General features: G+C 57.7%; 17 protein-coding genes. 8 read left to right on the forward strand and 9 right to left on the reverse strand.

Annotated elements, in window-relative coordinates; translation table 11 throughout:
- Positions 1-29: 29 nt before the first annotated feature.
- The 7 genes from JNM42_RS02125 to JNM42_RS02150 all read right to left on the reverse strand — a co-directional run bounded on the left by JNM42_RS02125 (position 30) and on the right by JNM42_RS02150 (position 9,590).
- Positions 30-1,178 carry a class I SAM-dependent methyltransferase gene (locus JNM42_RS02125; RefSeq protein WP_294265450.1) on the reverse strand — a complete coding sequence of 383 codons (1,149 nt, stop codon included), beginning with the start codon at positions 1,176-1,178 and terminating at the stop codon, positions 30-32.
- Positions 1,179-1,185: 7 nt separating this feature from the next.
- The gene (locus tag JNM42_RS02130; RefSeq protein ID WP_294265452.1) at positions 1,186-3,831 is read right to left on the reverse strand and encodes a diguanylate cyclase; all 2,646 of its coding nucleotides are present in this window, start codon (positions 3,829-3,831) and stop codon (positions 1,186-1,188) included.
- A 273-nt stretch (positions 3,832-4,104) separates the two neighbouring features.
- The gene (locus JNM42_RS02135; protein ID WP_294265455.1) at positions 4,105-4,971 is read right to left on the reverse strand and encodes an alpha/beta hydrolase; all 867 of its coding nucleotides are present in this window, start codon (positions 4,969-4,971) and stop codon (positions 4,105-4,107) included.
- A 182-nt stretch (positions 4,972-5,153) separates the two neighbouring features.
- On the reverse strand, positions 5,154-7,502 hold the full coding sequence (locus JNM42_RS02140) for a DNA internalization-related competence protein ComEC/Rec2 (RefSeq protein WP_294265457.1): 2,349 nt from the start codon (positions 7,500-7,502) through the stop codon (positions 5,154-5,156).
- 190 nt (positions 7,503-7,692) lie between these two features.
- Positions 7,693-8,127: a hypothetical protein gene (locus JNM42_RS02145; RefSeq protein WP_294265459.1), complete on the reverse strand. Its 435-nt coding sequence runs from the start codon at positions 8,125-8,127 to the stop codon at positions 7,693-7,695.
- 934 nt (positions 8,128-9,061) lie between these two features.
- Positions 9,062-9,397 (reverse strand): type II toxin-antitoxin system RelE/ParE family toxin, encoded by a 336-nt coding sequence (locus JNM42_RS19405; protein ID WP_366504394.1) that lies wholly within the window; start codon positions 9,395-9,397, stop codon positions 9,062-9,064.
- Positions 9,333-9,590 carry a type II toxin-antitoxin system ParD family antitoxin gene (locus tag JNM42_RS02150; RefSeq protein WP_294265462.1) on the reverse strand — a complete coding sequence of 86 codons (258 nt, stop codon included), beginning with the start codon at positions 9,588-9,590 and terminating at the stop codon, positions 9,333-9,335. The genes JNM42_RS19405 and JNM42_RS02150 overlap by 65 nt, the downstream gene beginning before the upstream one ends.
- 239 nt (positions 9,591-9,829) lie before the next feature.
- Here JNM42_RS02150 and JNM42_RS02155 point away from each other — a divergent pair, with 239 nt between their 5' ends.
- The 3 genes from JNM42_RS02155 (at position 9,830) to petA (ending at position 12,938) form a co-directional block, all read left to right on the forward strand.
- Complete coding sequence (locus JNM42_RS02155) at positions 9,830-11,389, forward strand: AMP-binding protein (protein ID WP_294265465.1); 1,560 nt, start codon at positions 9,830-9,832, stop codon at positions 11,387-11,389.
- A 452-nt stretch (positions 11,390-11,841) separates the two neighbouring features.
- Positions 11,842-12,228 carry a hypothetical protein gene (locus JNM42_RS02160; RefSeq protein WP_294265468.1) on the forward strand — a complete coding sequence of 129 codons (387 nt, stop codon included), beginning with the start codon at positions 11,842-11,844 and terminating at the stop codon, positions 12,226-12,228.
- 164 nt (positions 12,229-12,392) lie between these two features.
- Positions 12,393-12,938 (forward strand): ubiquinol-cytochrome c reductase iron-sulfur subunit, encoded by a 546-nt coding sequence (gene petA, locus JNM42_RS02165; protein WP_294265471.1) that lies wholly within the window; start codon positions 12,393-12,395, stop codon positions 12,936-12,938.
- A 15-nt stretch (positions 12,939-12,953) separates the two neighbouring features.
- Here petA and JNM42_RS02170 read toward each other — a convergent pair whose 3' ends face one another.
- Positions 12,954-13,928, reverse strand: coding sequence for a nickel-dependent hydrogenase large subunit (locus JNM42_RS02170; protein WP_294265474.1), 975 nt, complete (start codon positions 13,926-13,928; stop codon positions 12,954-12,956).
- A 221-nt stretch (positions 13,929-14,149) separates the two neighbouring features.
- On the reverse strand, positions 14,150-15,517 hold the full coding sequence (locus tag JNM42_RS02175; protein ID WP_294265478.1) for an ATP-binding protein: 1,368 nt from the start codon (positions 15,515-15,517) through the stop codon (positions 14,150-14,152).
- Between the two features lie 967 nt (positions 15,518-16,484).
- On the opposite strand from JNM42_RS02175, the gene JNM42_RS02180 reads away from it, so the two are divergent.
- From JNM42_RS02180 to JNM42_RS02200, 5 genes are all read left to right on the forward strand, one after another.
- Positions 16,485-17,372, forward strand: coding sequence for a lysophospholipid acyltransferase family protein (locus JNM42_RS02180; RefSeq protein WP_294265481.1), 888 nt, complete (start codon positions 16,485-16,487; stop codon positions 17,370-17,372).
- 17 nt (positions 17,373-17,389) lie between these two features.
- On the forward strand, positions 17,390-18,061 hold the full coding sequence (locus JNM42_RS02185; RefSeq protein WP_294265486.1) for a lipopolysaccharide kinase InaA family protein: 672 nt from the start codon (positions 17,390-17,392) through the stop codon (positions 18,059-18,061).
- 92 nt (positions 18,062-18,153) lie between these two features.
- A complete protein-coding gene (locus tag JNM42_RS02190) occupies positions 18,154-19,920 on the forward strand; it encodes a carbamoyltransferase (protein ID WP_294265489.1) in 1,767 nt (588 codons plus the stop codon).
- A gap of 61 nt (positions 19,921-19,981) precedes the next feature.
- Positions 19,982-20,908, forward strand: coding sequence for a glycosyltransferase (locus tag JNM42_RS02195; protein ID WP_294265492.1), 927 nt, complete (start codon positions 19,982-19,984; stop codon positions 20,906-20,908).
- Positions 20,909-20,972: 64 nt separating this feature from the next.
- Positions 20,973-22,224: hypothetical protein (locus tag JNM42_RS02200; RefSeq protein ID WP_294265495.1), on the forward strand; the 1,252-nt coding region annotated here is incomplete at its 3' end.

Below are 22,224 nucleotides of genomic sequence, written 5' to 3' on the forward strand. Positions count from 1 at the left end.
GCGTCTTCTTCCCCTTTTACTGTTTCCCCCTACTGTACTCCGAGACGCCAGAGCGATGTAACTTCCGCCGCACGCGCGGTGTGCAATGGGTCGTCCGGATCGTTCGCGCGCGGATGGGTCGGACGCACGTCGGCACGGCTCAATACCTGCAAACCGGCTTTGTCGATCAGTGCCAGCAGTTCGCCGCGCGAGCGCAAGGCAAGATGCTCGGCCAGATCAGAAAGGATCAACCAGCCCTCGCCACCCGGCTCAAGATGAGAGGCCAGACCGTCGAGAAATCCGCGCAGCATGCGGCTGTCCGGGTCGTAAACGGCGTGATCAAGCGGCGAGCCCGGTCGCGCCGGAACCCAGGGCGGATTGCAGACGATGAGCGGCGCAGCGCCGGGCGGGAAGAGATCGGCCTGCGCCACTTCGACCTGCCCGCTCAAGCCGAGCCGTGCGACATTTTCGCGCGCGCAGTCCAGCGCCCGGGCATCCTGATCGGTGGCCACGACGCGGGCCACGCCGCGCCTGGCGAGCACGGCGGCGAGCACACCGGTGCCGGTGCCGATGTCGAAGACCAGGCTGTTGGCCGAGAGCAAGACAGGTAGTGGCGCAGCGGCCACCAATGCCACGTACTCGCCGCGCACCGGCGAGAACACCCCGTAGTGCGGATGAATACGGGCGCCAAGCGCCGGAATATCGACGCCCTTCTTTCGCCACTCGTGCGCGCCGATCAGGCCGAGCAATTCGCGCAGCGAAGACACATAGGGCTCTGCGGCCAGACCATGGGCTTCGGCGCAGGCCTGCCGCACGTCGGGCGCTCGGCGCAGGGGGATGAGGTGATCGGCGTCGAAAGGAATCAGCAGCATGCCGAGTGTGCGGGCGCGCTGCGCCTGTGCCATGCGCTGCATGTGAAACGCCTGCGCAGGATCGTGAATTGAAGTTCGCGACTTGTGCGAGCTGCGCTCGCAGCGCCGCGCCATGGCTTGCAACATTTGTCGCGCGTTCTGGAAATCACCCCGCCAGAGCAGCGCGCTGCCTTCGCAAGCGAGCCGATAGGCGGCATCGGCAGTCAGCGTGTCATCGACCACCTGCACGCGCGACGGGGGCGGTACACCGGCTGCGGAGCGCCAACGGACGGACCGGCAATCGCCCTCCTCTGTCCAGTCGATGATCGGACAATCGGTGCCGGGCATGCGGCGCTCAGTGCCCGCTCGTTTCAATGGATGAATCAGCCGGTGGGTTATTCAGCGCTTTTCTGAACAGCGGGAAAAACCTGGCATCTTCCTTGAGCAAATGGATGGCCACCACCTCCTGCACGAGGAATGTCACCAGATCGCCCAGCGTCATTTCCCCGGCGTCGGCCATGTGGCGCAGCTCCAGGGCGCGCCCGACCAGTTTCTGGTGCTGCAACACATGCTCTTCAAGACCGGCGTAGTGGTAGCGCGCCAGAACCGCCTCTTCGCGGGCGAAATGCTGTTTCACACTATTGATCAGATCGTCAAGCGCCGCGGACAATTGGCCTGGTTCCTGCGCACCGGACATGGCGGTATGAATGAGCTCGTTGGCTTGATCGAAGAGCGCTTGGTGATCCTGGTCAATCGACTCTTCGCCACACTTGTAGGCCTTGCGCCAGACCAGGCGGACAATCGACAGATCGCCGGCCTCTGCTGCGTCCTTTGTTACACTACCCGATACGCCACTGAAGAGTTGCACGCTGTTGCGGCCCAGTTCCTTGGCGGCATACATCGCTGCATCGGCGTTCTGCGACAGGTGCTTTTCGTTGTTGCCGTGGTCAGGAAAGATCGTCACGCCGATGCTGCAGGCAATGGTCACCTGGTGGCCACCGGCAAGCTGAAATGGCTGATCGAGCGCTAAGCGTATTTTTTCAGCAACGCCCATTGCATCCTGATCTGTTCCGATGCCGGGCAAGAGCACGACGAACTCATCGCCGCCCAGGCGCGCCAGGGTATCCGACTCGCGCAAACAGCCCAGCATGCTTTTTGCCACAGCTTTGAGCAAGAGATCGCCGACCGCATGGCCGAAGCTATCGTTGATCGGCTTGAAATCGTCCAGGTCAATCATCATCAGCGCCAGGCGAGTGTTCTCGCGCCGTGCCTGAGCGATCGCCACCTGTATCCGGTCGTGGAAAAGACGACGATTGGGAAGCCGGGTCAGATGGTCGTAGTGCGCCATCCGCTTGATTCTGGCCACTGCACGTGTTCTCTCGGTGATATCGGTGGCTACGCCCAGGTAACCGTCGATTTCACCAAGCGCGTTGCGCAGGCTCGTCGTTGTCAGTAATACGGTAAGGCGCGTTCCGTCCTTGCGAAGATAGGTCCATTCACGCTGATCCGGTTTGGCACTGATCCTTCTCTTGATGGAAAACACATCGAAATCCGGCTTGACGACAACACCCAGCTTCTTTGTCAATTCTTCGGCACGAGAAAGGATTTCCCTGCTATCGTGAATCAGTAATGGTGTCTGCTTGCCGACCATTTCAGCTGCCGAATAGCCCAGCATGTTTTCCGCACCGGGGCTGAATACCGTGATCAGCCCATTGACATCCGTGGCAATGATCGACTGCGGAACACAGGCCAGAATCGAAGCACTCATTCGCTCGCTTTCCTTGAATGCTTCCTCGCTGCGCAAGCGGGCCTGCATCGCCTGTTCGAGAACTTCGAGTGCCTGCTGAACCCTGGCCAATTCGCTGCGGCCGGGCGCGGTCCGCGTCAGGGGTGAGTTGCCTGCCTGCAGGCCAAGCAGCCTGTCGATGCGCCCCAGTACCTCGTTCAGGGGGCGCGTAAAGCGCCATACCAGAAGCATGGCAACGAGGCCAGCCAGAACCAGGATGGCGATGATGCTGGCCAACGCGACCCGCTCCTGCTGCCTGGCCTGTTCGAGAAGCTTGTTTGTATAAGCCGCCGCTGCATGACTGATGCCATCGGCCAGTTCGTCACTGGACTCCAGCGCCGAGACCGAAACCGCAAGATACTGCTCTATCCCTATCGGAGCGAGTTTATGGGTGCCTGCCGCACGAATGATTTCATCATGGAGCGGATGTAACCGAGAGAACAACTCGGTACGCAACTTATCGAGCGCCAGGGAAGCATCCCCATCCGCCAGACGCCGGGTACCCTGTTCGAGGGGCGACCAGATCTGCATCGAGCGACCGCGCAACAGATTCGCCATGCCGATCGTCTCACCGCCCGGCACGTGACCGGAAAACAACTCGGCGGCGAGCATGCCCGATTCGGAACCGACCACATTTCTGAATTGCAGCGCCAGGATGCGCAGATTGCTCAATAGCTCGAAACCGGCATCGTTATTTCCTGGCAAACTTGAAACGTCAGCCAGCAAATCTTCCAGCCTGGTGACAAGATTGTTGGCTGCCGTCAGCCATTGGCCCGGCAGTGCCGGATCGCGTTCGGCAAGTCGACGGGCGAAGTCATGCTCAAGCGTTGCTCGCAGCGACTTTACAACCTCCCAGGCCTGACGGACTTCAACACCCTCTTCGCGCGAAGCGTCGGGCAGGCGAGTGAGAAGCTCGGCAATGATGACGTCTGCAGCACTTCGGTGCTCATCGATAAAGCGACGGTTGATCTCGTTGATTGCTTCCTTGCCACGCAGCACCACATTGCTTCGACCGCGTTCGAAGGCGAAATGCCTTACCGCCTGCAGGCAACTGTCGGCAACCTGGTTGCGCTCGGCGAGCAGGGCTGCGTTGCGATAGGCGGCACGGCTGTGTTGCAGATCCCTGGCCGCAAACACCAGCGCAACAACAACCAGCAAGCCCACCAGCAACAGCAGGAGCGCACGTAGCGACAGGTCAGAAAAAGCTTTGTTCACGATGGCAAACAGAACAATCCGTAAAGAGTCGGCAAGTATGCCCTTGGCTTGCTGTCAAGTCAAAGGCGCAGGCTCAACAGGTAGCGAAAATTTACATCATTCTGGACAGCGGCCAGCAAGACAATGAAAACGGGCTCCATCAAAATCGATGCTGTGGCAGCCAATGTCCATGCGGATCCCCAGGGCATGCCGTTGCAGTAACGCGCATTGAGCGCTTGCACGGCGATGCCGGGGCGTTGAGCGTTGCGTTGCAGTCACGGGAAACGGGCAAACTCAAACTGCAAGCAGGAAGTCGCGGACGCAGGCGATCTGCGCTTCGTCCATGAACATCGGAGCATGTCCGACCCCAGATACCTCGACCACGGCCGGACGCGGCCCGCGCGCGACCATCGCATGCAACGTCTGCACCGTTAGCAGATCGGATTCGGCACCGCGAACGACCAGTGTCGGGCAACGAACCCGATCATAAATCGGCCACAAATCGAAAGCTTCGGCATCGCGGCGGAAGGTTTCACCAATGCCGGGGTCATAACTCAGTCCATAGCGACCATCAGGGGTCAGGCACAGGCTCGATTCGGTGAGCTGACGCCACTGCGCGTCGGTCAGCGCACCAAACGGGGCGCTGACCAGCCGGATGTATCGCTCAGCGTCTTCGTACGAATCGAATTTCGGTGCGCGACCGATGTACTCACCGATGCGCCTGATCGACGCCGACGAAATCTCCGGCCCGACATCGTTCAGCAGCAGCCTCGTGATCGGCGTATTTTCCAGACTTGCCAGCACCATGCCAATCAGCCCGCCCATCGAAGTACCCAGCCAATGAACCGTTTCCACATCAAGGCGGGCAATCAGCACCATCATGTCGGCCACATACTGCGGAATGGTGTAGCCGGCCGGATCGCGCAGCCAGTCGCTACGCCCACGCCCGACCACATCCGGGCAGATCACGCGGTAGTCACCGGCCAGGGCCTGCGCCAGATTGTCGAAATCGCGGCCATTGCGCGACAGGCCATGTACGCAGACCAGCACCTTCGGATTGCTGCGCTCGCCCCATTCGCCATAGACCATGCGGTGCAGACCACTCGGCGAGGCGCAGCAGACGCTACGCTCAACGAACAGGGAATCGGTCGTGCCAGTCATGGGTCTTTTCTCCCAGGTGTGCTTGCATTAATAATCTCCAGAACCCACCGCTAAGACGCAAAGACGAGCAAGAAACGAATCGTTACGCTTTCCTTTGCGCGATCTTTGTGAACTTCGCGGCTTTGCGGTGGATTCAAAAACCCGATTCAATACCCTTTGCCTCCTACGCCGGAAGTCTAGCATCACTGGCCATACCAGTATCGCCGCCTTTCGCTGCGCCAGGCCGATACCTCGGTCGAACCGGCGAGGACAATGCGGATCGCACCGTCCCGATCGGTGCGCCATTGGCGGCTGGCCGCGTAACGTTCGAGGACATCGGGGCGCGGATGATTGAAGCTATTACGGTAGCCCGCCGAGAACACCACCTCATGCGCACCGACAGCGGCAATGAAATCCGTTGTCGACGAGCGGCTACCGCCATGATGCGGCACCTGCAGCAACTCGCTGCGCAACAATGACGGTGAGCGGACAAGCAGTGCCCTCTCGTCGTCGGCCTCGATGTCGGCGGTGAGCAGGACACTGCTGGCAGCAGTGCCAACGCGCAGAACGCAACTCATGTTGTTCGATTTTTTTGAGTCAATCTGGTAATCGGCCAAAACCGGATGCAGGATCGAAAAACGCACACCGTCCCATTCCCAGCTCTGCCCCGCGCTACAGCGCTCTCCGCCCAGTTCGATCATCGAAGACAGGAGCCGGGCCACCGGCAGATACGCCTGTACTGCCGACACTCCTCCGGCGTGATCCTTGTCGCGATGCGAAACCACCAGCGTATCGAGCTGCTCGACACCGGTCGCACGCAGGTAAGGCACGACGACCCGCTGCCCGGCATTCGAATCGGCGCTGTAGAGCGGACCGCTATCGTAAAGCAGCGCGTGCCCGGCGGTACGCACCAGCACCGCCAGCCCCTGCCCGACATCGAGCACATCGACCCACGCCTCACCCGGCGCCGGACGCGGCGGCGGCCAGGACAGCGCCGGCATGAGCAGGCACAGCCCGAGCCAGCGCGCAGGGAATCCGCGCGGCAAGAGCAGCCAGAGCACTCCGGCAACGGCGAGCAGCGAGACCCACAGCGGCGGCGCGGCCTGCTGCCACAGCGGCCAGTCCGCCAGCCATTCAAGCAGTTTCATCAACAGCGATAGCAGCCAGTGATCGAATTGCAAAAGTGGCGGCCACGGCAGCACGGCGAAAATCAGCGCCAGCGGGGTAATGATGAAGCTTACATAAGGAATGGCCAGCGCATTGGACAGCGGCGAGACCAGCGAAAACTGCTGGAAGAATAGCAGCAGCAGCGGCAGGCTGCCGACCGTCACCGCCCATTGCGTCGCGCCCCACTGGGCGAGTGTGGCACGCCATCCGCGCACCTCGCCTACGCGCGAAGTGCCGACGAACAGGAGCAGTGCCACAGCGCCGAAGGACAGCCAGAAGCCGGTCGCCAGCACCGCCCATGGATCGAGCACCAGCACCACCAGCAAGGCCAGCAGCAGGGTGCGGCTGACTCCCAGGTTGCGCCCCGACCACAGCGCCAGCGCCACGACGCTCAACATGTACAGGGTGCGCTGCGCCGGCACCTCGAATCCGGCCAGCAAGGCATAGGCGAAGGCCGCCAGCCAGGCGGCCACAACCGCCGCCTTCTGTGCCGGCAGACGCAGCATCAGGCGCTCGCTACGCCGCCAGAGCCCGTTGATCAGCGCTGCGAAGAGAGCGGCAACCATCGTCACATGCAGGCCGGAAATGCTCACCAGGTGGGTAATACCGGTACGATTGAACACCTGCCATTGCATATTGGGAATCGCTCGTTGATCGCCGACCGTCAGCGCGATCAGCACACCAAGATAAGGCGCATCGGGCAGTGCCGTCAGAAAACGGCTGCGAATGGCATCGCGCAGCCGCTCGACCAGATAAGCGGGGCGCGGCACGAAAGCATCCAGACGTTGAACCTCGGCACGCAGGCGGATGCTGCCGGTGGCCCGGATGTTGCGCTCCAGCAGCCAGGCTTCATAATCAAAGGCGTGTGGATTGGCATTGCCATGCGGCCGCTTCAGACGCACCGTAAAGCGCCAGCGCTCACCCGGACGAACCGCCCTCGCCTCCAGCACTTCGTCAGTGTCGGCACTCTCGCTACTCTCGCCACTCCCCTCCAGACTGCGATACCACGACAGCATGATGCGGCCGGGTACCTGCGCCCCCTTGGTCAGTACCGATTCAACATCAAACTCGAAACGTTCACCGCGCTCAAAACGCTGCGGCAGCGAAGCAATGACGCCGACGATCTCGATCTCCCTGGCCTCCCACGCCTCGGGCAATTGATCGGCCAGCCGCTGCTGGGCGAACCAACCCGCCCAGACAAAGCCAAGCAGCGCACAGCACACCAGCGCTACGATGCGAAACACCCAGTGCTGGCGCCATGCACACAGAAAAAACCCCGGCAGCGCCAGCGCACAAAGACCACCCATGACGCCCGCGCCGGGCAGCTCGCCCTGCACTTGCAGGAGAGCGATGCCGCAGGCGAAAGCGAGAATGAACAGGCGCATGGAAACAAGAGACTACCGCAAAGACGGGCGAAATAAGTGCCGGGCAAACAAGGAACCCATGTAAAGAATTGCAAAATTTCGCTTTGTGACGGGATTGATCCAGGTTCTGAAACCTGGAATTCACTTTCAAATGGGCAGTCGACCGATCCTGATCCATAGAATGCCGGCAACGGAAAGATATGGACTGCGTTCAAAGCCTGACCGGATCCCATGGCTCCTGAGCAAAATAAGCTTCCATACCCGGTTGGCGATGCGGATTGCCCGCCTTGCCCCAGTGACAGGTCAGGCGCGGGTAGTTGTCCAGATCGCTGCCGATGACGCAGACCATCTCCAGCGGAATTTTTTTGCCCCATTTGAAACCCAGTACATACGCCTCACCCGGATCGGCGCGGTGTATGACACCATAAATCTGGCTGCGCCTGCCGGCAATGACCCTGGTCAGGCGAAGCTGCCCGCCGACCCTGTCGATCCGCGCCGTCCCGCTATAGAGAAGCGGGCTGTCGGGATGGCGACCGATCAACTGGTAACGACCGGGAACGAAACTCCATTGCGGCGGCTCATCCTTCTCGGCGGCATATGCAGGCGTCGCTAACATGCAGGACAGGGCAATAATGAGAAACCTCATTGACAGCGCAAACCCTGACGTTGTCCGCTTTTGCATCACTGATTTCACGCCTCAAATCTAAATCATTTCAACCTGCTCCGTTTGAAGTCGCCAAGCCTGGAAGAATTTTTCGCCTCAAGCTTGTTTTTTTTGCCTCATTGCGCAAGTAATTTGAGAGGTCGCTGACCGGCAATGTTCGGCCACTACCGATGTTTTGGGCATGTAGGGGTCGATGTCTTCTACATACATTCTCCGGCCGTTCAGTTTTCATTATTCACCGGCGGCTGACGTCCCAAAGAGGTAATAGCGGGATAGGGAAAGCGGTCATTCAAAATGGTTTGAGGCAAGGTAGCAATGTCAAGCTTGACGCGGTGATCACGCAGGCTTTAAATACAGCATTTCCAACCTTAAAATATCTTAAATATTCTCAGAAAAAGATTCAAAAAAATCACACTACAAAAAACCCATATAAATACTCGATATGTAGATGGGGACATTTGCTTGCGTAAATGCGCAAATCCTTCATCGACTGATAGTCCTTTGCTTCCACGATAATCAAATTTTCTGAAAAACAGATAAATCCCCAACATTACCAATATCAGTGCTGAAGCAAAAATCAATTGAGGTAACAGATCAATAAAATAGGTCATACAAATTCACCTTTTACTCATACAACACGGGATCCCCGACGGGTTCTCGACCGTACCAATCCAGCCCCCGCAACATTTTTTGCGCAATCAATGACTGCTTTGAAGAAGAAAAGTCAGTGGCTGGTCATGGCCGACAACTGCCCGAAATCATATTACACCCACTAACCGGAAACGCTGCTTTGCCGTCGCTGAGTTGAAAAATCCAAAGCGAATAAAAAGGGTAGCATCGCATTGAATTTCAAATAAAGTAATTCGAAGCGTTGGTTACGGAATGAAAATGCTCGGCAAGTCGCGACCACCGTAAGCTACGCGTTCTTACGCACCACCTCGCCCATGACGTGGCAGAGGATTGCATAATTTGCGACAGTGACCATTCGGGTTTCTTCGACAATGTCAGGGCGGAGCTGGTAGATCATCGGGTTGCGCAGGATGTCATGGAACTTTGCCCGGATGTCCTGGATAAATGTCAGGGCGCGGCGTGGGTTGTCCTGGGCAATAAGATCCCGTCGAGATCGCCTTCGACATAACTTGAGAGTTCCAGCCGCATTACTTCGTCGTTCCTGATGCGTCGGCGATCTACTTGAATTTTCGCTCAAGGCGGTCGAGCACCTCATCGGCGGAAACGCCCGGCGTCTTGTCATTCATTGCTTCCTGCCAAAGTTGACGCAGTTCGGTGATGCCATGTTGGCGTATCGTTCGCTTGTACGTCCAGTCGCGCAGTGCGTCACGAATGACTTCGCTGCTGGAGGCGTACTCACCCGTGGCAACTGCGCTGCGGACGATGGCCACCATTTCGGGCGGCAAGGTGATGCTGATCGTTTCTGCGGTGGTCATGGCTTGCCTCCTCTGACAAACGGTAGGAATAATTCCTACTACGATAACAAAAAACAAAGTTAGAACAGACATTGACCGAGCTACGGCGGACTAGGATACTCACGCCTGCGGGATTGAAATCCGTTCACTTCCCTTTTCTACAGATTTCGGAACAAATAATACGACAAGCCTTTGCTGCTTACGCTTACGACTCCGCACTCTGCAAAATATTTTTCCAAAAATGACCGAAGGAGACTCCAATGGGCCCCATACAGAATTATGACGAGCTACCTATGAACTGGGTGGGGGACTGGGCGGGACGCCGCGCGGCCATGACACCCCGGCGGACGGCACTGTATGACTCATTCACCCAGAAGACTTACACCTTCCAGGACATGAACGATCGGGCTTGCCGGGTGGGAGTCTATCTGAGCGACGAGCTCGGCCTGCGCAAAGGTGATGTCATCACGCTGATCTGCCGCAACCGGATTGAAGCCATTGACCTTTATCTGGCCTGCGGAAAACTTGGTATTATCCTGGCCCCGCTCAGCCAGCGTCTGAAAAAGCCGGAACTGGATGACCTGTTGGCGCGTCTCCAGCCCAGCGTTCTGGTTCACGAACATCAATTTGCCGAACTGATCGCAACCTTGTCGGTGCCCTCCTCGGTTCAATCGGTGATCGACATCGACGATGAGCATAACTTTTTTGAAAACGTCATCCTGAAGACCGACCCCCGGGAGGTGAACATTCCGCTGGCGATGAATGATCGTTGCCTGTACGTCCATACCGGTGGTACGACCGCAGTGCCGAAAATCTGCATCGTGTCTTACCGACAGATGGTCTGGAATTCGTTCGACATCCTTGCCACTGGCATCGTCGGCGCGTTCAAGAAGGTGCTGATCACCTTCCCCTTCTTTCACATCGGCGGATGGAATACCTTTACGCCGCTTTTTCATGCGGGCCTGACCAGCGTCCTGATGCGCGAATTCAACCCCGGCCTGATACTTGAACTGACCCATGAAGGGCGCATCGAGAATTTTGGCGCGGTTGAAGCCATGCTGCAGTTCCTGATCGCCCATCCCAAATTTGCCGAAACCGATTTTTCCGGCTTGAAGGCGATCACTACTGCTGCCGCGCCTTGCTCGAAAGCCGTGATGCAAACCTTCCTGGACAAGGGCGTTCCCATCAGTCAGACCTACGGGATGACCGAGGCCGGTCCTTCCAATTGTGCCTATATCCCACGCTCCGATTCCATGGACGAGTTGCTCGACAATTCGGCGAGCATCGGCACTTCGATGTTTCATTGCGATTCCAGAATCGTCGATCAGGAATCAGGACACGAGGTCAAACCCGGCGATATTGGCGTTCTCTGTCTGCGCAGCCCGCATAACTTTGACGGCTATCTCCACGACCCGGCGCGCACCGGGAAAACGATCCTTGAAAACGGCTGGATTTATACCGGGGACCTCGCAGTGCAGGATGAGGACGGCTTGCTGTTCATCAAGGGGCGGGCCGACAACATGTTCATCTCCGGGGGAGAAAACATTTCCCCGGAGGAGATCGAAAACGCCCTGATGAAACATCCCGCCGTTGCCGGAGCGATTTGCGCCGGCATTCCCGATCCCAAATGGGGACAGGCACCGGTCGCGCTCGTAATTTTTCACGCCGGCCGCAGTGTCGCAGAAGATGAACTCAAAGCCTTTTGCCGGGAGTCTTTAGCCGATTACAAGGTTCCCAGGCAAATCCGGCCGGTTGCCGAATTGCCGCTGACAGCCGTTGGAAAACTGAACCGGAATGCCGTCGCCACCCATTTTGCCTGAAACAAACCAGCACTGACCAAGGCCGGTGCGATGCCGCCCGGTCTGGATTCAGTGACACATCGTAGGTCGGGTTAGCGCAGCATAACCCGACAATCGTCGGATACGGCATACACTGGCGTCGGGTTAAAGTGGCGATCGACCAGCGCGGCGTTCTCTGCGGTGCTGACCACTCTGCCAGCCGATGCCAGCGAGGCTAAAACATCCAGGCGGAGAGAACCCCTTTATCAGCCACGGTCTTATTTTTTTCATGGTGTTTGTGCTATTGTTTGTTGGCAGGACAACGTGATGGCCGTAGGGTTCTGACCAGCCATTGACGCTTCCTGATCGGGTTGTTAACCCTTGGGCATCGCCGATATTGAATGAGGATGAGCACGGATTTAGATTCCGGGTCCTGGCAAGAGTGATTGAGCTGCCCGTTTTTTTCAGTACAGACAGGAATAGGAGTAACGAAAATGAGCATTACCGAAAAAATCAAGACCAATCTGGCTTACGGCAAAGAACTGGTCGAGTCAGGCATTGAAGGCGCATCGGAGGCGCGCAAGACGGTGCTGGCTGCGGAAGACAAGACCGATCTGGTCCATGTGGCGGTTCAGGAGTCCTGGCAATCGGCAACGATAGGCGCGATGGCCGGTGCCCTGGTCGGCGTGCTGTCTGATGAACAGAAACCGACTCGCGGTGTGATCTTTGGTGTATTGCTTGGGGCTGCGGTTGGCTATGCCAGCAGCTTTGCCTGGAAAACCCGGCCACTGACTTCAGCCATGGCGCACGGCGCGGGCAAGCGCATCACCCGGGTTCGCGATCAGCACTGGCTGTCCGAACATCCAATCAATTACGGTTGATTTGCACGAGTGGCCGGGCAAAGCACGAGTTATGTGAAAATCTCTTGCCCGGTGTCTGAACGGTGTTCCCGGCCATGGGTTTCAGCTTCACGTTGTGCACAGGCCACGGCGAACCACTTCCGTGATCCTGCTCACCCTCTGGATATCACTTCGTACACGGTTTCATGAACAAGGATCACACCGCCAATCCCGATCGTCGGCGTCGTTACCTGGTTGTCGGACTCTGCGCGCTCGGGACCGGTATCGGCGTGGCAAGGTATCTGGCCGGAAGGCCCCATGTACCGGCAGGCCATCCGACGCCGGTCGATTTCGCCGATCTCCCCCCCGGCAAGCTGCGTACGGTGGACTGGAATGGTCGCCCGGTCTGGATTCTGCGCCGAACTGCCGAGGAAGTCGCCGCGCTGGCCGAGCGCGAAAGCGAGTTGATCGACCCCGATTCCGGACATTCCCTGCAACCCGCAGCTTGCCGCAATCGGCACCGTTCATTGCGTCCGGATGTCTTTGTCGCCATCGGACTATGTACCCATCAGGGCTGCACGCCCCAGTTGCGCGAGGGCTTGGGCGCTCGCAGCGTTTTTCTCTGCCCCTGCCATACGTCCCGATTCGATCTGGCAGGACGGGTTGTCCGAGGCGGCCCGGCGCCCGCCAATCTGGTCATCCCGGAATATCGACTGGAAAGCGATGGCCGCGTGGTGATCGGCGAGGCGTAAGCCAGGGCGTTCGCTTCAATTCGTCCGGGGCTCCAGCGTCAGTTCCCAGCGCACGCAGGGATCGAGCGCCGCCACGGCCTGCGCTGCAAAGCGGCGCAGCTCGGCCGCATCCGAACAGGGCCTGCCGATCAGCCAGCTGGGCAGCGGCCCCCTGGGGTGAAAATTCCATTCGGTCGGGGCGACGATGCGGTAATCCGCAACGCGATCACCCTCCAGCACAAGCTCATGCATGAGCAACCCGCGCGCCGTTTCCACCAGGGCTCGGCCAACGCCGGGGGCGACGGGTGTCGCGCTTGCCGTGCCGCCAGCACCGATCCCTTGCGTGCCACCAGCCCAGGCCTCCAGCTCAGCCAGTCGAGCCAGCCAGCGCGCCGCGAAGGCGCCGCTGGCTGACATTGAAGTACCGCTGCTGCGAGCGAAGGCGCCGGTCTCGGTGGCCTGTCCACGCCACGTCGGCGTGTGGCTCAGTTCATCACTCAGTTGCGGCCATTCGGCCAGCGAGCTCTGTGCCGAGTCGATCTGAAGCAGCGCAGACGCGTGCAGTGCGGGCTGTTCAAGCGCCATGATCGACTCGATCAGCCGGGTCATTTCGGGCGCTACGAGCAAAGCCTGAACCTTCACGCCGTCGCCGGCATCGACGGCGCGGACGGCGCTCGTAAACTGATCGCGCAGCGGCGTCATGCCGAACAGGACAGGTAGATCGAGCAACCAGCGCCAGAGATGCTCGCGCATCACCTCGCGCACGATATCCGGGTCGAGTCGTGGCGACGTTTCGTCTCCGCGCGCTGCCGCCAGGGCCAATCGGGCGGCCACCCCCTGCGCGCGGGCGCACAGCGAAAACACCAGCGGCACCAGGCTTGCTGCGGCATCGGCCTGTCGCCCCTTGAGAACGCGAGCGACCTGCGGTCGCTGGCTAGACACCTGTGCGGCAAGTACTCTTTGACCATCGCACTGAACCCGGATACGCACACATCCGGCATCGATACCCATGCTCATTTCACCCTATGTGCAACCGGTAAGCCACCAAGCCATCCTGGAAACCGCAGTTGAGCGCGACAAATCGGTCGCAACACCAAGTCTGGCGAGTCTTTGGCCCTCATCCCCGGCCCTTCTCCCGCAGGGCGAAGGGTGCAAACCCCCTCGCCTTGCGGGTCGGGGTGTGGGCCAACGATATTGACATTACGCTCAACCGCTTTTTTTTGGGTCATTAATCAGCCCTTGGCCAGAGGCAAGCGCAGACAAAACAATCCGCCACCGCCAGGATGATTTCCCGCCGTCAAGGTGCCGCCGTGGCGCTCGACGATGCCGTAGCTGATGGCCAGACCGAGGCCGGTGCCGCGTCCGACCGCCTTGGTGGTGAAGAAGGGTTCGAACAGCTTGCCGAGATTGCCCGCCGGAATGCCGGGGCCGTTATCGTGGAACTCGATCACGGCGTCCTGCCCTTCAGCGCGCCCCGAAATCTCCAGACTCCGCTGTTGCACACCCTCTGTGGCGTCGGCCGCGTTCTGCACCAGATTCATCACGACTTGCAGCAACTGGCCCGGAGAGCCCAAGGTGCATAGCGTCACATCGAACAACAAGCGCACGGAAAACTGGCTGGCGATGCCTTTTTGAATCCAGCTCACCGCACGCTCGACGATCTCGCGCAGATCGCATTCCTGCCGCTCGTCGCGGTCCTTCACCGAAAACCGTTTGAGCGCATCGACAATGTCGCGGGTACGTTCCGCACCTTCGAGCGTACCGTCGATCAGCGAAGGCAGATCGCTCAGCATCCTGTCGATGCGCAGTTCTTCGCGCAAGGCCGAGCATTGTTCGGGCGAGGCGCCGCCATGGATCGCCGCCAGGTAGCGCGAAAAGCGTTCCTCATAGCGCTTGAGGGCGATGGCATTGCCATAGACGAAGCTGATCGGATTGTTCAGTTCGTGCGCCACGCCCGCCACCAGGCGCCCGAGCGAGGCCATTTTTTCGGAGTGGATCAACTGGTGCTGCGTGGTCTTGAGGTCTTCATGGGCACGACGCAGCGCCTGATAGGCACGCTTCAATTCGCCGAGCGGACGCCCGGTGATGACAACGCCCAGCAACTTTCCGACGCCGCTGTAACGCGGCGTGCAGTTGAGCGAAACAGGTATGCCGCTGCCGTTGGCTGCGCGTAGCATGAATTCGCCATCGGCGAGCGTTTGCCCGATTTGTTCGACCAGCAGACGGCCTGCATTCTGGCGCGACTCGTCGTCGGCAAAAAGATCGAATAGCGGCCGGCCATGCAGCGATTTCTCGTCGACCCCGAGCAAGGTGAGCAGCGCCTGATTCACACTTTCGATCAGACCCGAGCGGCTGCAGACGATCAGCAGATCGGACATGGAGGTCAGCACCGACGAAATGAACTGCTGCGAATCCTCCAGCGCGGCATTCTTTTCTTCCAGGCTGACTTCGTACTGCAGGAGGTCGTTATAGACCTCGTCCATCTTGTGAATCACGTCCAGCCAGATGCCGTCCTCAGCCGCCGCAGCGGTAGCGGCGGCCAGCAGCTCGACGGTTTGCCGGGATGCATCACCCTTGCCGGCAGCGTCATCGTCTGCCAATTTACGGCCTGCAGAAGGTGCTGGTCGGGTCTTCATCGATTGAGGAGAGCGCCAGAATTAGCGGGGACCGACAATGAAATGCCAAAGGCTTTTGCTTGCGAAAGCGGTAGCGCCTGGTCGAAAAAAGTTGTTTTCGAGTCATTGAAAGGGATCTTAAGCTGTAGCCTCAGGGTAAATTTCTTCTATCAGTCCACAGTCATACCGGCGTCAGACGGTATCCAGATTCGTTCTTCAGGTCAAGAGGATAAAAGAAGTGTTTGATTTACGAACTGGATTCCGGGTCAAGCCCGGAATGAGCGCGAAGCCTAGCCTCACGCCAAGGTATTTCATTCTAACCATCATGGCGATTGATTTGCCACCCCGGAACATGAAAAAATGAGGCATCGGAAACCTTCACTGATGTTAGAGGCACCAGGGGTGGTGCTTGGCAGAGTGGTGGCGCGCCGATTCGTTCTTTAACTGCTCATCGTGCCATTCTGGCCGCGAGGGTTTTTTGTTGCCTTTCAGCCATACTTTTTCACGGTAATGGGCGGCGCACAAGCCGGGCTGTCACTTCGACCCCGACGAGCGTCGTCAGCCTGACCTTGACCGGCTGGCCGATGCCGTTGAGGAAAGTCTCGACCTTGAACGGCTGGCCGAAGGGCTGCGGCTCAAATCAATCCATCTAACGAGGGAGGGCAGGTAATGAATGGCAGTTTTGGCGCAGTCGTTCTGGCACAGGCGAGCTCTTTGATGGCCAGGTTCGCCTCGGCGTACTGATGTGTGGTCAAGATGTTTACAACACAATGATGCTCAGTGGGCATGAATGGCCATACAATGCCGCGACATCAATTTGCATACAACTCCGCGAACTGTCGGACAGAAATAGAACCGATCGACGCTATGCCTGAATGACTAAACGTATCCCGCTCTTGTTTTCAATCAACACCTGCCCGGCAGGTGCACCCGTCTACGGAAAGAGAGTGCCATGCTGAGCCGCATTTTCAGTCATCTGGCTGTCGCCCTGCTCTGGCTGCTGCATCTTTTGCCCTTGCCGGTCCTGGCCATCATTGGCCGGGGGCTGGGGCAGCTGTTTTACTACATTGCCCGGCGCCGCCGTAAAATTGCTCTCGTCAATCTGGCTCTGTGCTTTCCTGAACTGGGTGAACATGAACGCAAGCAACTGGCCAGGAGCAACTTCCAGGCAATCGGACGAAGTTTGCTTGAGCGCAGCATTCTCTGGTGGGGAAGTCAGGAGCGAATTTCACGACTGATCAAGGTCGTCGGCGAAGAAAAGTTATACGTTCTTCACAAGGCCGCTCGTCCGATCATTCTGCTGGTTCCGCACTTCGTCGGACTCGATGCTGCTGGCGTGGCAATTGCCATGCGTTACAACAGTGTCAGCATCTACGCCGCGCAAAAAAATGAAGTGTTCGATCGTCTGCTTTACAAGGGTCGCCAACGGTTTGGCGATCAACTCCTCTTGTCTCGTCAGGACGGTGCACGCGCAACAGTCAAGGCCATGAAATCGGGTCGCCCATTCTTCTACCTGCCTGACCTGAATTTTCGTCGGCGCGATTCAATTTTTGTCCCGTTTTTCGGAGTGCAGACGGCGACCATAACCGGACTGTCGCGGCTTTCCAGAGCGGCTGGCGCCGCTGTCGTTCCCTGCATCGCACGTATGCTACCGGGTGGCGAGGGATACCGTGTGGAAATTGGCGATGCCTGGACGGATTTCCCGACAGAGGATGTCGTGGCCGATACGGCGCGCATGAATGCCTGGATCGAGTCCGCTATTCGTACCATACCAGAGCAATACTACTGGGTGCACCGGCGCTTTAAAACCCGTCCCCCGGGTGAGCCAAGGTTTTACTGAGGTTTTCTGCATTTTCCATGAATACGAATAATGATATCTGCAACTCCGTCCCAACCGATTTTGAAGGGTGGTGGAACGTACAAGGTGAATGGGTCGAGGAGCCCAACCAGCGCCGTAACGGCTGGAGTGGAATGATGCGACTGCGGATTGGCGCACAGTTGTATTACATCAAAAAGCAGTGCAACCACCTTTTTCGCTCCCTGCGCCATCCTTTCGGCTGGCCGACCGCAAGCCGGGAGTATCAAAACATTCTCACCCTCAAAGCCCTTGGGCTGCATGTTCCTGAGCCTGTCTTTCACGGAAACCGCAGGAATGAGCAAGGTTTTGAGGCCGTTCTTGTTACTGAAGAACTGAGCGGGTTTTCTGCTCTAAGCGATCAAACCGGGCTGGACCTCCCGGCCAGAGAGGCGCTGGCCAGAGAGGTTGGTCGGATTCTTGGCATATTGCATAACGCTCATTTGCAGCATAGCTGTCTGTATGGCAAACATGTCATGGCACGCTGGCAGGATGAGATGCCGGAGATCGCGCTCATTGATCTCGAAAAACTGCGTCGTCCCGTACTGCCGTGGCGTGCCGCACGTCACGATCTTGATCAACTCAAGCGACATCAGTTCATCTGGACAAAAAGCGAATGGGATCTTCTTGAGCAGTCTCATAAGCACAAGATGCGCGAAGCCCAAGACCGTTAACTGACGCCCTGTCGAGACGGGTATACTTGGCCGCTGGCGGTGTGGGTTGTTTTCTGCCCTATTGGGCGACGTAATCCTGTGAGACGTATACTTTGGCTCTGAAAATACTTGGACTTTCCGGCGCGCTGACCCATGATCCCTCTGCGGCGCTGTATATCGACGGGATACTGGTCGCAGCAGCCGAGGAAGAGCGCTTCGTGCGCGACAAGCACGCCAAGAACCGCATGCCCTACGAAGCAGCCAAATTCTGCCTGGAATTTGCCGGCATCAAACCCGCCGACGTCGACGCGGTGGCCATTCCATTTGCGCCGATCAGCATTTTCGGAAAGGCCCGCTGGCACTACGCCAGGCGTTACCTGTACGCTCCGGATCGTGCGCTGGATGCCATTTTTGCCGGCAACCGCCGCTACTACCGCTACAGGAAGCGTATCGAATGGTGCCTCGTCCAACTCGGCTTCGATCTAAAAAAAATCGAGATCGTTCCGGTTGAGCATCATCTGGCACACGCCGCCAGCGCCTACCACTGCTCCGGCTTCAAGGAAAAGACCGCGATACTCGGCATCGACGGCAAGGGCGAATATGCCACTACTTTCTTCGGCTACGGCGAGAACGGCAAGATTCACAAGATCAAGGAGTTTTTCGACCCGGATTCGCTCGGCGGGCTTTACGGCGCAATTACCGAGTACCTCGGTTTCGAAATGCTCGACGGCGAATACAAGGTCATGGGCATGGCGCCTTACGGGGACCCTGCAAAGTACGACTTTTCGCGTCTGGCCAGATTCGAGAATGGCGAACTGACAGTTAATACCGACTATGCCAATGTAATCGGATTCCGGCGCTACAAGGAAAATGGCAAGGGTTACTACTTCTCGCCGAAGCTGGTTGAATGGCTGGGACCCAGGCGTAGCGGTGATGTCGCCGATGACCCCTACATCCACTACGCAGCAAGTATGCAGAAGCTGTTCGAGGATCTTGCGCTGCAGATGATTGACTACCATCTCGGTGACATCCTGCGCGAAACCGGTCGTCTGGTTTTCTCCGGCGGAGGCGCGCTCAACGTCAAGCTTAACCAGAAGATCATCGCCCGCCAGGACGTCAGGGAACTCTTCGTCCAGCCCGCTTCCGGCGATGCCGGAACCGCGGTCGGCGCGGCAGCCTACGTTTCTGAAGAGCGCGGCGTGCCGGTCGAGAAAATGGAACATGTCTATCTCGGCCCGGCATATAGCAACGAGGACGTGATCGCCGCCTGCGCCAGACACCCGGCCAGGCCGTCATGGCAAATGATCGATGAGGTTCCGCAACAGGTCGCCCGACTGCTCGTTGCCGGCCATCCGGTAGCCTGGTTTCACGGCCGCATGGAATTCGGACCGCGCGCACTGGGCGGTCGTTCGATCCTCGGTTGCCCAAGTGCAGCCGGTGTCGCTGACCGCATCAACGAACAGATCAAATTTCGCGAGCGCTGGCGCCCGTTCTGCCCGAGCATGATCGACAGCGTCGGGCCGAAGATGCTCGACAGCGAGCATCCCGCGCCCTTCATGACTTTCACTTTTGAAGTGGCCGAGAATTGGAAGCGCCGGGTACCTGAAGTAGTGCACGAGGACGGCACCTCACGCGCACAGGTTCTCGAGCGCAGACACAACCCGCGCTACTATGACCTGATGCTCGAACTCGAAAAACTGACCGGCAATGGCGTCGTTCTCAACACCTCGCTCAATCGCCGTGGCGAAGCGATGATCTGCTCGCCAACCGACGCCTTGAACATGTTTTTCGGGTCCGATCTGGAGTATCTGGTGATGGAGGATGTTCTGGTGGTCAAGGATTCTTCGAAAACTGCCCTGATTGATGGTGGTGCGCAATGAATAACGGCAACATGGCAGGCAATTACTCCACGGCACTGAATCTGCTTGTTGTCTGATAGCCATGATGACTCCGCAACTGGTCAGCATTGCCATCCCGACTTACAACCATGCGGCCTTCATTGAAGCCTGCCTGGCTTCCGTTTGCGCACAGACCTACCCTGAGCTTGAACTGATACTGATTGATGATGGATCGCAAGACGACACCTTCGAGATTGCACAGCGTTTTCTTGAGCCACATCGAAAGCGGTTTCGCCGTGTCGTACTCGAACGACACGAGAACCAGGGCGTCAGTGCCAACTCCAATGCATGCATTCAAGCCTGCCAAGGTGACTGGGTTCATCTACTCGGCTCGGACGATGTCCTCTACCCGAACAAGGTTGAACGCATCCAGCAGTCGATTCAGGACTGGAATTGTCCGAGCCTGGCGCTGGTACATGCCGATTGTAATTTCATCGGCGAGGACGGCAACATCGTTACCCGCGCGAAGCAGAAATCACGGCCAGATCCGGGACCGGACACCCAGGCCTACCGCTGGCTGTTTCTGGGTGAACACTATATATTCAATCCGACAATCGCCCTGCGCCGGGAGATCTTCGTCGCGATCGGTGGTTTTGATCTCACCCTGCCGCTGGAAGACCTTGACTGCTGGCTACGATTGTCTGTGCACCATGCCATTGCACGTGTACCCGAGGTGTTGGCCAGCTACCGCAAACATCCGGGAAACAGTTCGCGCAGACGTTTGAAAATGCTTGCAGCACACTTCAATACCTACGCCAAGTTCTTGATCCAGCATCCCGGGCTGATCGGTGACGAGGTGATAGGAGAACATTTCCGCCGTAACGTATGGCGCTTCTGGCGTCGAATCCGCAAGCAGAAGCCCTGGCTATTTCCCAGGGTGGTAGCTTCCATAATGAAAAGTCGTTGGCAAACCCCTGAAGCAAGTGATTATGCGTTCTACGGAACTACGCTTGACAAAGCCTCAGCCTGAGACAGAACAGGTTCATTGTTCCATTAACTCGAATTGACTCGCCCGACCCAGGAAGCACCGAACAATGATTTCAATGCAGTTCGCCAAGCGTATCACCCCGGTTCAGGCCGCCTTTTTCGGCAGTCTGCTGCTCTCGCTGGCCACCATCATGACCAACCCCACACTAAATCGTGACGGTATTCTTTACGTCGAAACCGCACATAATTTTTTGCAAGGTGGTTTCGACGCAGCTCGCAAAACGTTCCAATGGCCTTTTTTCCCCATATTGATGGCTCTCGTTTCAAAGTTGACGGGAATCGGCCTGGAAAAGACCGGCCATCTCTTGAATGCACTGTTCATGGCCGGCGCCTGCGCTCTCCTTGTCGCAAGTGCACAGCGCCGTGTGCCGGAAGCCATCTGGTCAATCTGTCTCGTTGTCCTGGCGCTACCAGGGCCCAATCATTACCGGGAAGAATTGCTGCGCGAATACGGCTGCTGGTTCTTCATGATGCTTTCGTTCTGGCTCGCGCTCAGATGGTCGGAAAATCCTCGCTGGGGAAGCGCACTGATAGCGCAATTAGTCTTGGGAATCGCTGCGCTGTTCCGTCCAGAAGCTCTAGTGTTCTTCGCTGCTCTTGTCATGTGGCAATTGTTTGAGGCACCAAAAGAAAACAAGTTACGCAGAGTCCTGATGATAGTTGGCATACCACTGGTTGTAGCGCTTTTGTTAATCGTATTGATAGGCTTATTGCGAGGCTTAGTGCGAGTTAATCCAGAAGGCTGGTTTGGCTATGTCATGTGGCACTTAGGCCAAGTCGCTTGGCACTTGAATCCAATCCAAGAAAAAATTGAAAATATTATTGACCTCTTGAATCCGGCAACAAAGCAGGCTCTTTTCAATGCAAAGGCACAAGCCCTGTCAGGGGCATTATTCATCCTGGCCAGGGATGGGGCAGGGACGATCCTTTTTCTTGGTTCACTCGCCATCATTCCGCTCAAATTCATCAAGCAGTTGAACCTGTTCATTATTCCGTTTCTTTATCTGTTCCATGGCTGCCGCCTTCGCTCTGTTCTTTCGCGCGCCCCGCTTTTCGCCTGGGCGTTTCTGGCATACCTGATTGTTCTGTCAGCCTACGTTATCGACTGGCAGTTTCTGTCTGGCCGGTATATTGCCGTTCTCAGTTTGCTGGCGGCGCCTTACATCGGCTTCGGGTTCTGGGAACTTTCAAAACGTTTTCCTCGCTGGAAACACGTCATGTTACTCGTCTCGTTCGTGATCATGGTCAATAATGACTTCTCATTCAGACCAAGTCAACCATATTTCATCCGTGCTGGCG

Source organism: Propionivibrio sp. (assembly GCF_016790145.1).
In the GTDB taxonomy this organism is placed as follows: Bacteria; Pseudomonadota; Gammaproteobacteria; order Burkholderiales; family Rhodocyclaceae; genus Propionivibrio.

Bases quoted from the DNA above. Each gene is read 5' to 3' on its own strand.
- JNM42_RS02125 (WP_294265450.1), bottom strand. From the start codon at position 1,178: ATGCCCGGCACCGATTGTCCGATCATCGACTGGACAGAGGAGGGCGAT.
- JNM42_RS02135 (WP_294265455.1), bottom strand. From the start codon at position 4,971: ATGACTGGCACGACCGATTCCCTGTTCGTTGAGCGTAGCGTCTGCTGC.
- JNM42_RS02140 (WP_294265457.1), bottom strand. From the start codon at position 7,502: ATGCGCCTGTTCATTCTCGCTTTCGCCTGCGGCATCGCTCTCCTGCAA.
- JNM42_RS02145 (WP_294265459.1), bottom strand. From the start codon at position 8,127: ATGAGGTTTCTCATTATTGCCCTGTCCTGCATGTTAGCGACGCCTGCA.
- JNM42_RS19405 (WP_366504394.1), bottom strand. From the start codon at position 9,397: ATGACAAGACGCCGGGCGTTTCCGCCGATGAGGTGCTCGACCGCCTTG.
- JNM42_RS02150 (WP_294265462.1), bottom strand. From the start codon at position 9,590: ATGACCACCGCAGAAACGATCAGCATCACCTTGCCGCCCGAAATGGTG.
- JNM42_RS02155 (WP_294265465.1), top strand. From the start codon at position 9,830: ATGGGCCCCATACAGAATTATGACGAGCTACCTATGAACTGGGTGGGG.
- JNM42_RS02160 (WP_294265468.1), top strand. From the start codon at position 11,842: ATGAGCATTACCGAAAAAATCAAGACCAATCTGGCTTACGGCAAAGAA.
- petA (WP_294265471.1), top strand. From the start codon at position 12,393: ATGAACAAGGATCACACCGCCAATCCCGATCGTCGGCGTCGTTACCTG.
- JNM42_RS02170 (WP_294265474.1), bottom strand. From the start codon at position 13,928: ATGGGTATCGATGCCGGATGTGTGCGTATCCGGGTTCAGTGCGATGGT.
- JNM42_RS02180 (WP_294265481.1), top strand. From the start codon at position 16,485: ATGCTGAGCCGCATTTTCAGTCATCTGGCTGTCGCCCTGCTCTGGCTG.
- JNM42_RS02185 (WP_294265486.1), top strand. From the start codon at position 17,390: ATGAATACGAATAATGATATCTGCAACTCCGTCCCAACCGATTTTGAA.
- JNM42_RS02195 (WP_294265492.1), top strand. From the start codon at position 19,982: ATGATGACTCCGCAACTGGTCAGCATTGCCATCCCGACTTACAACCAT.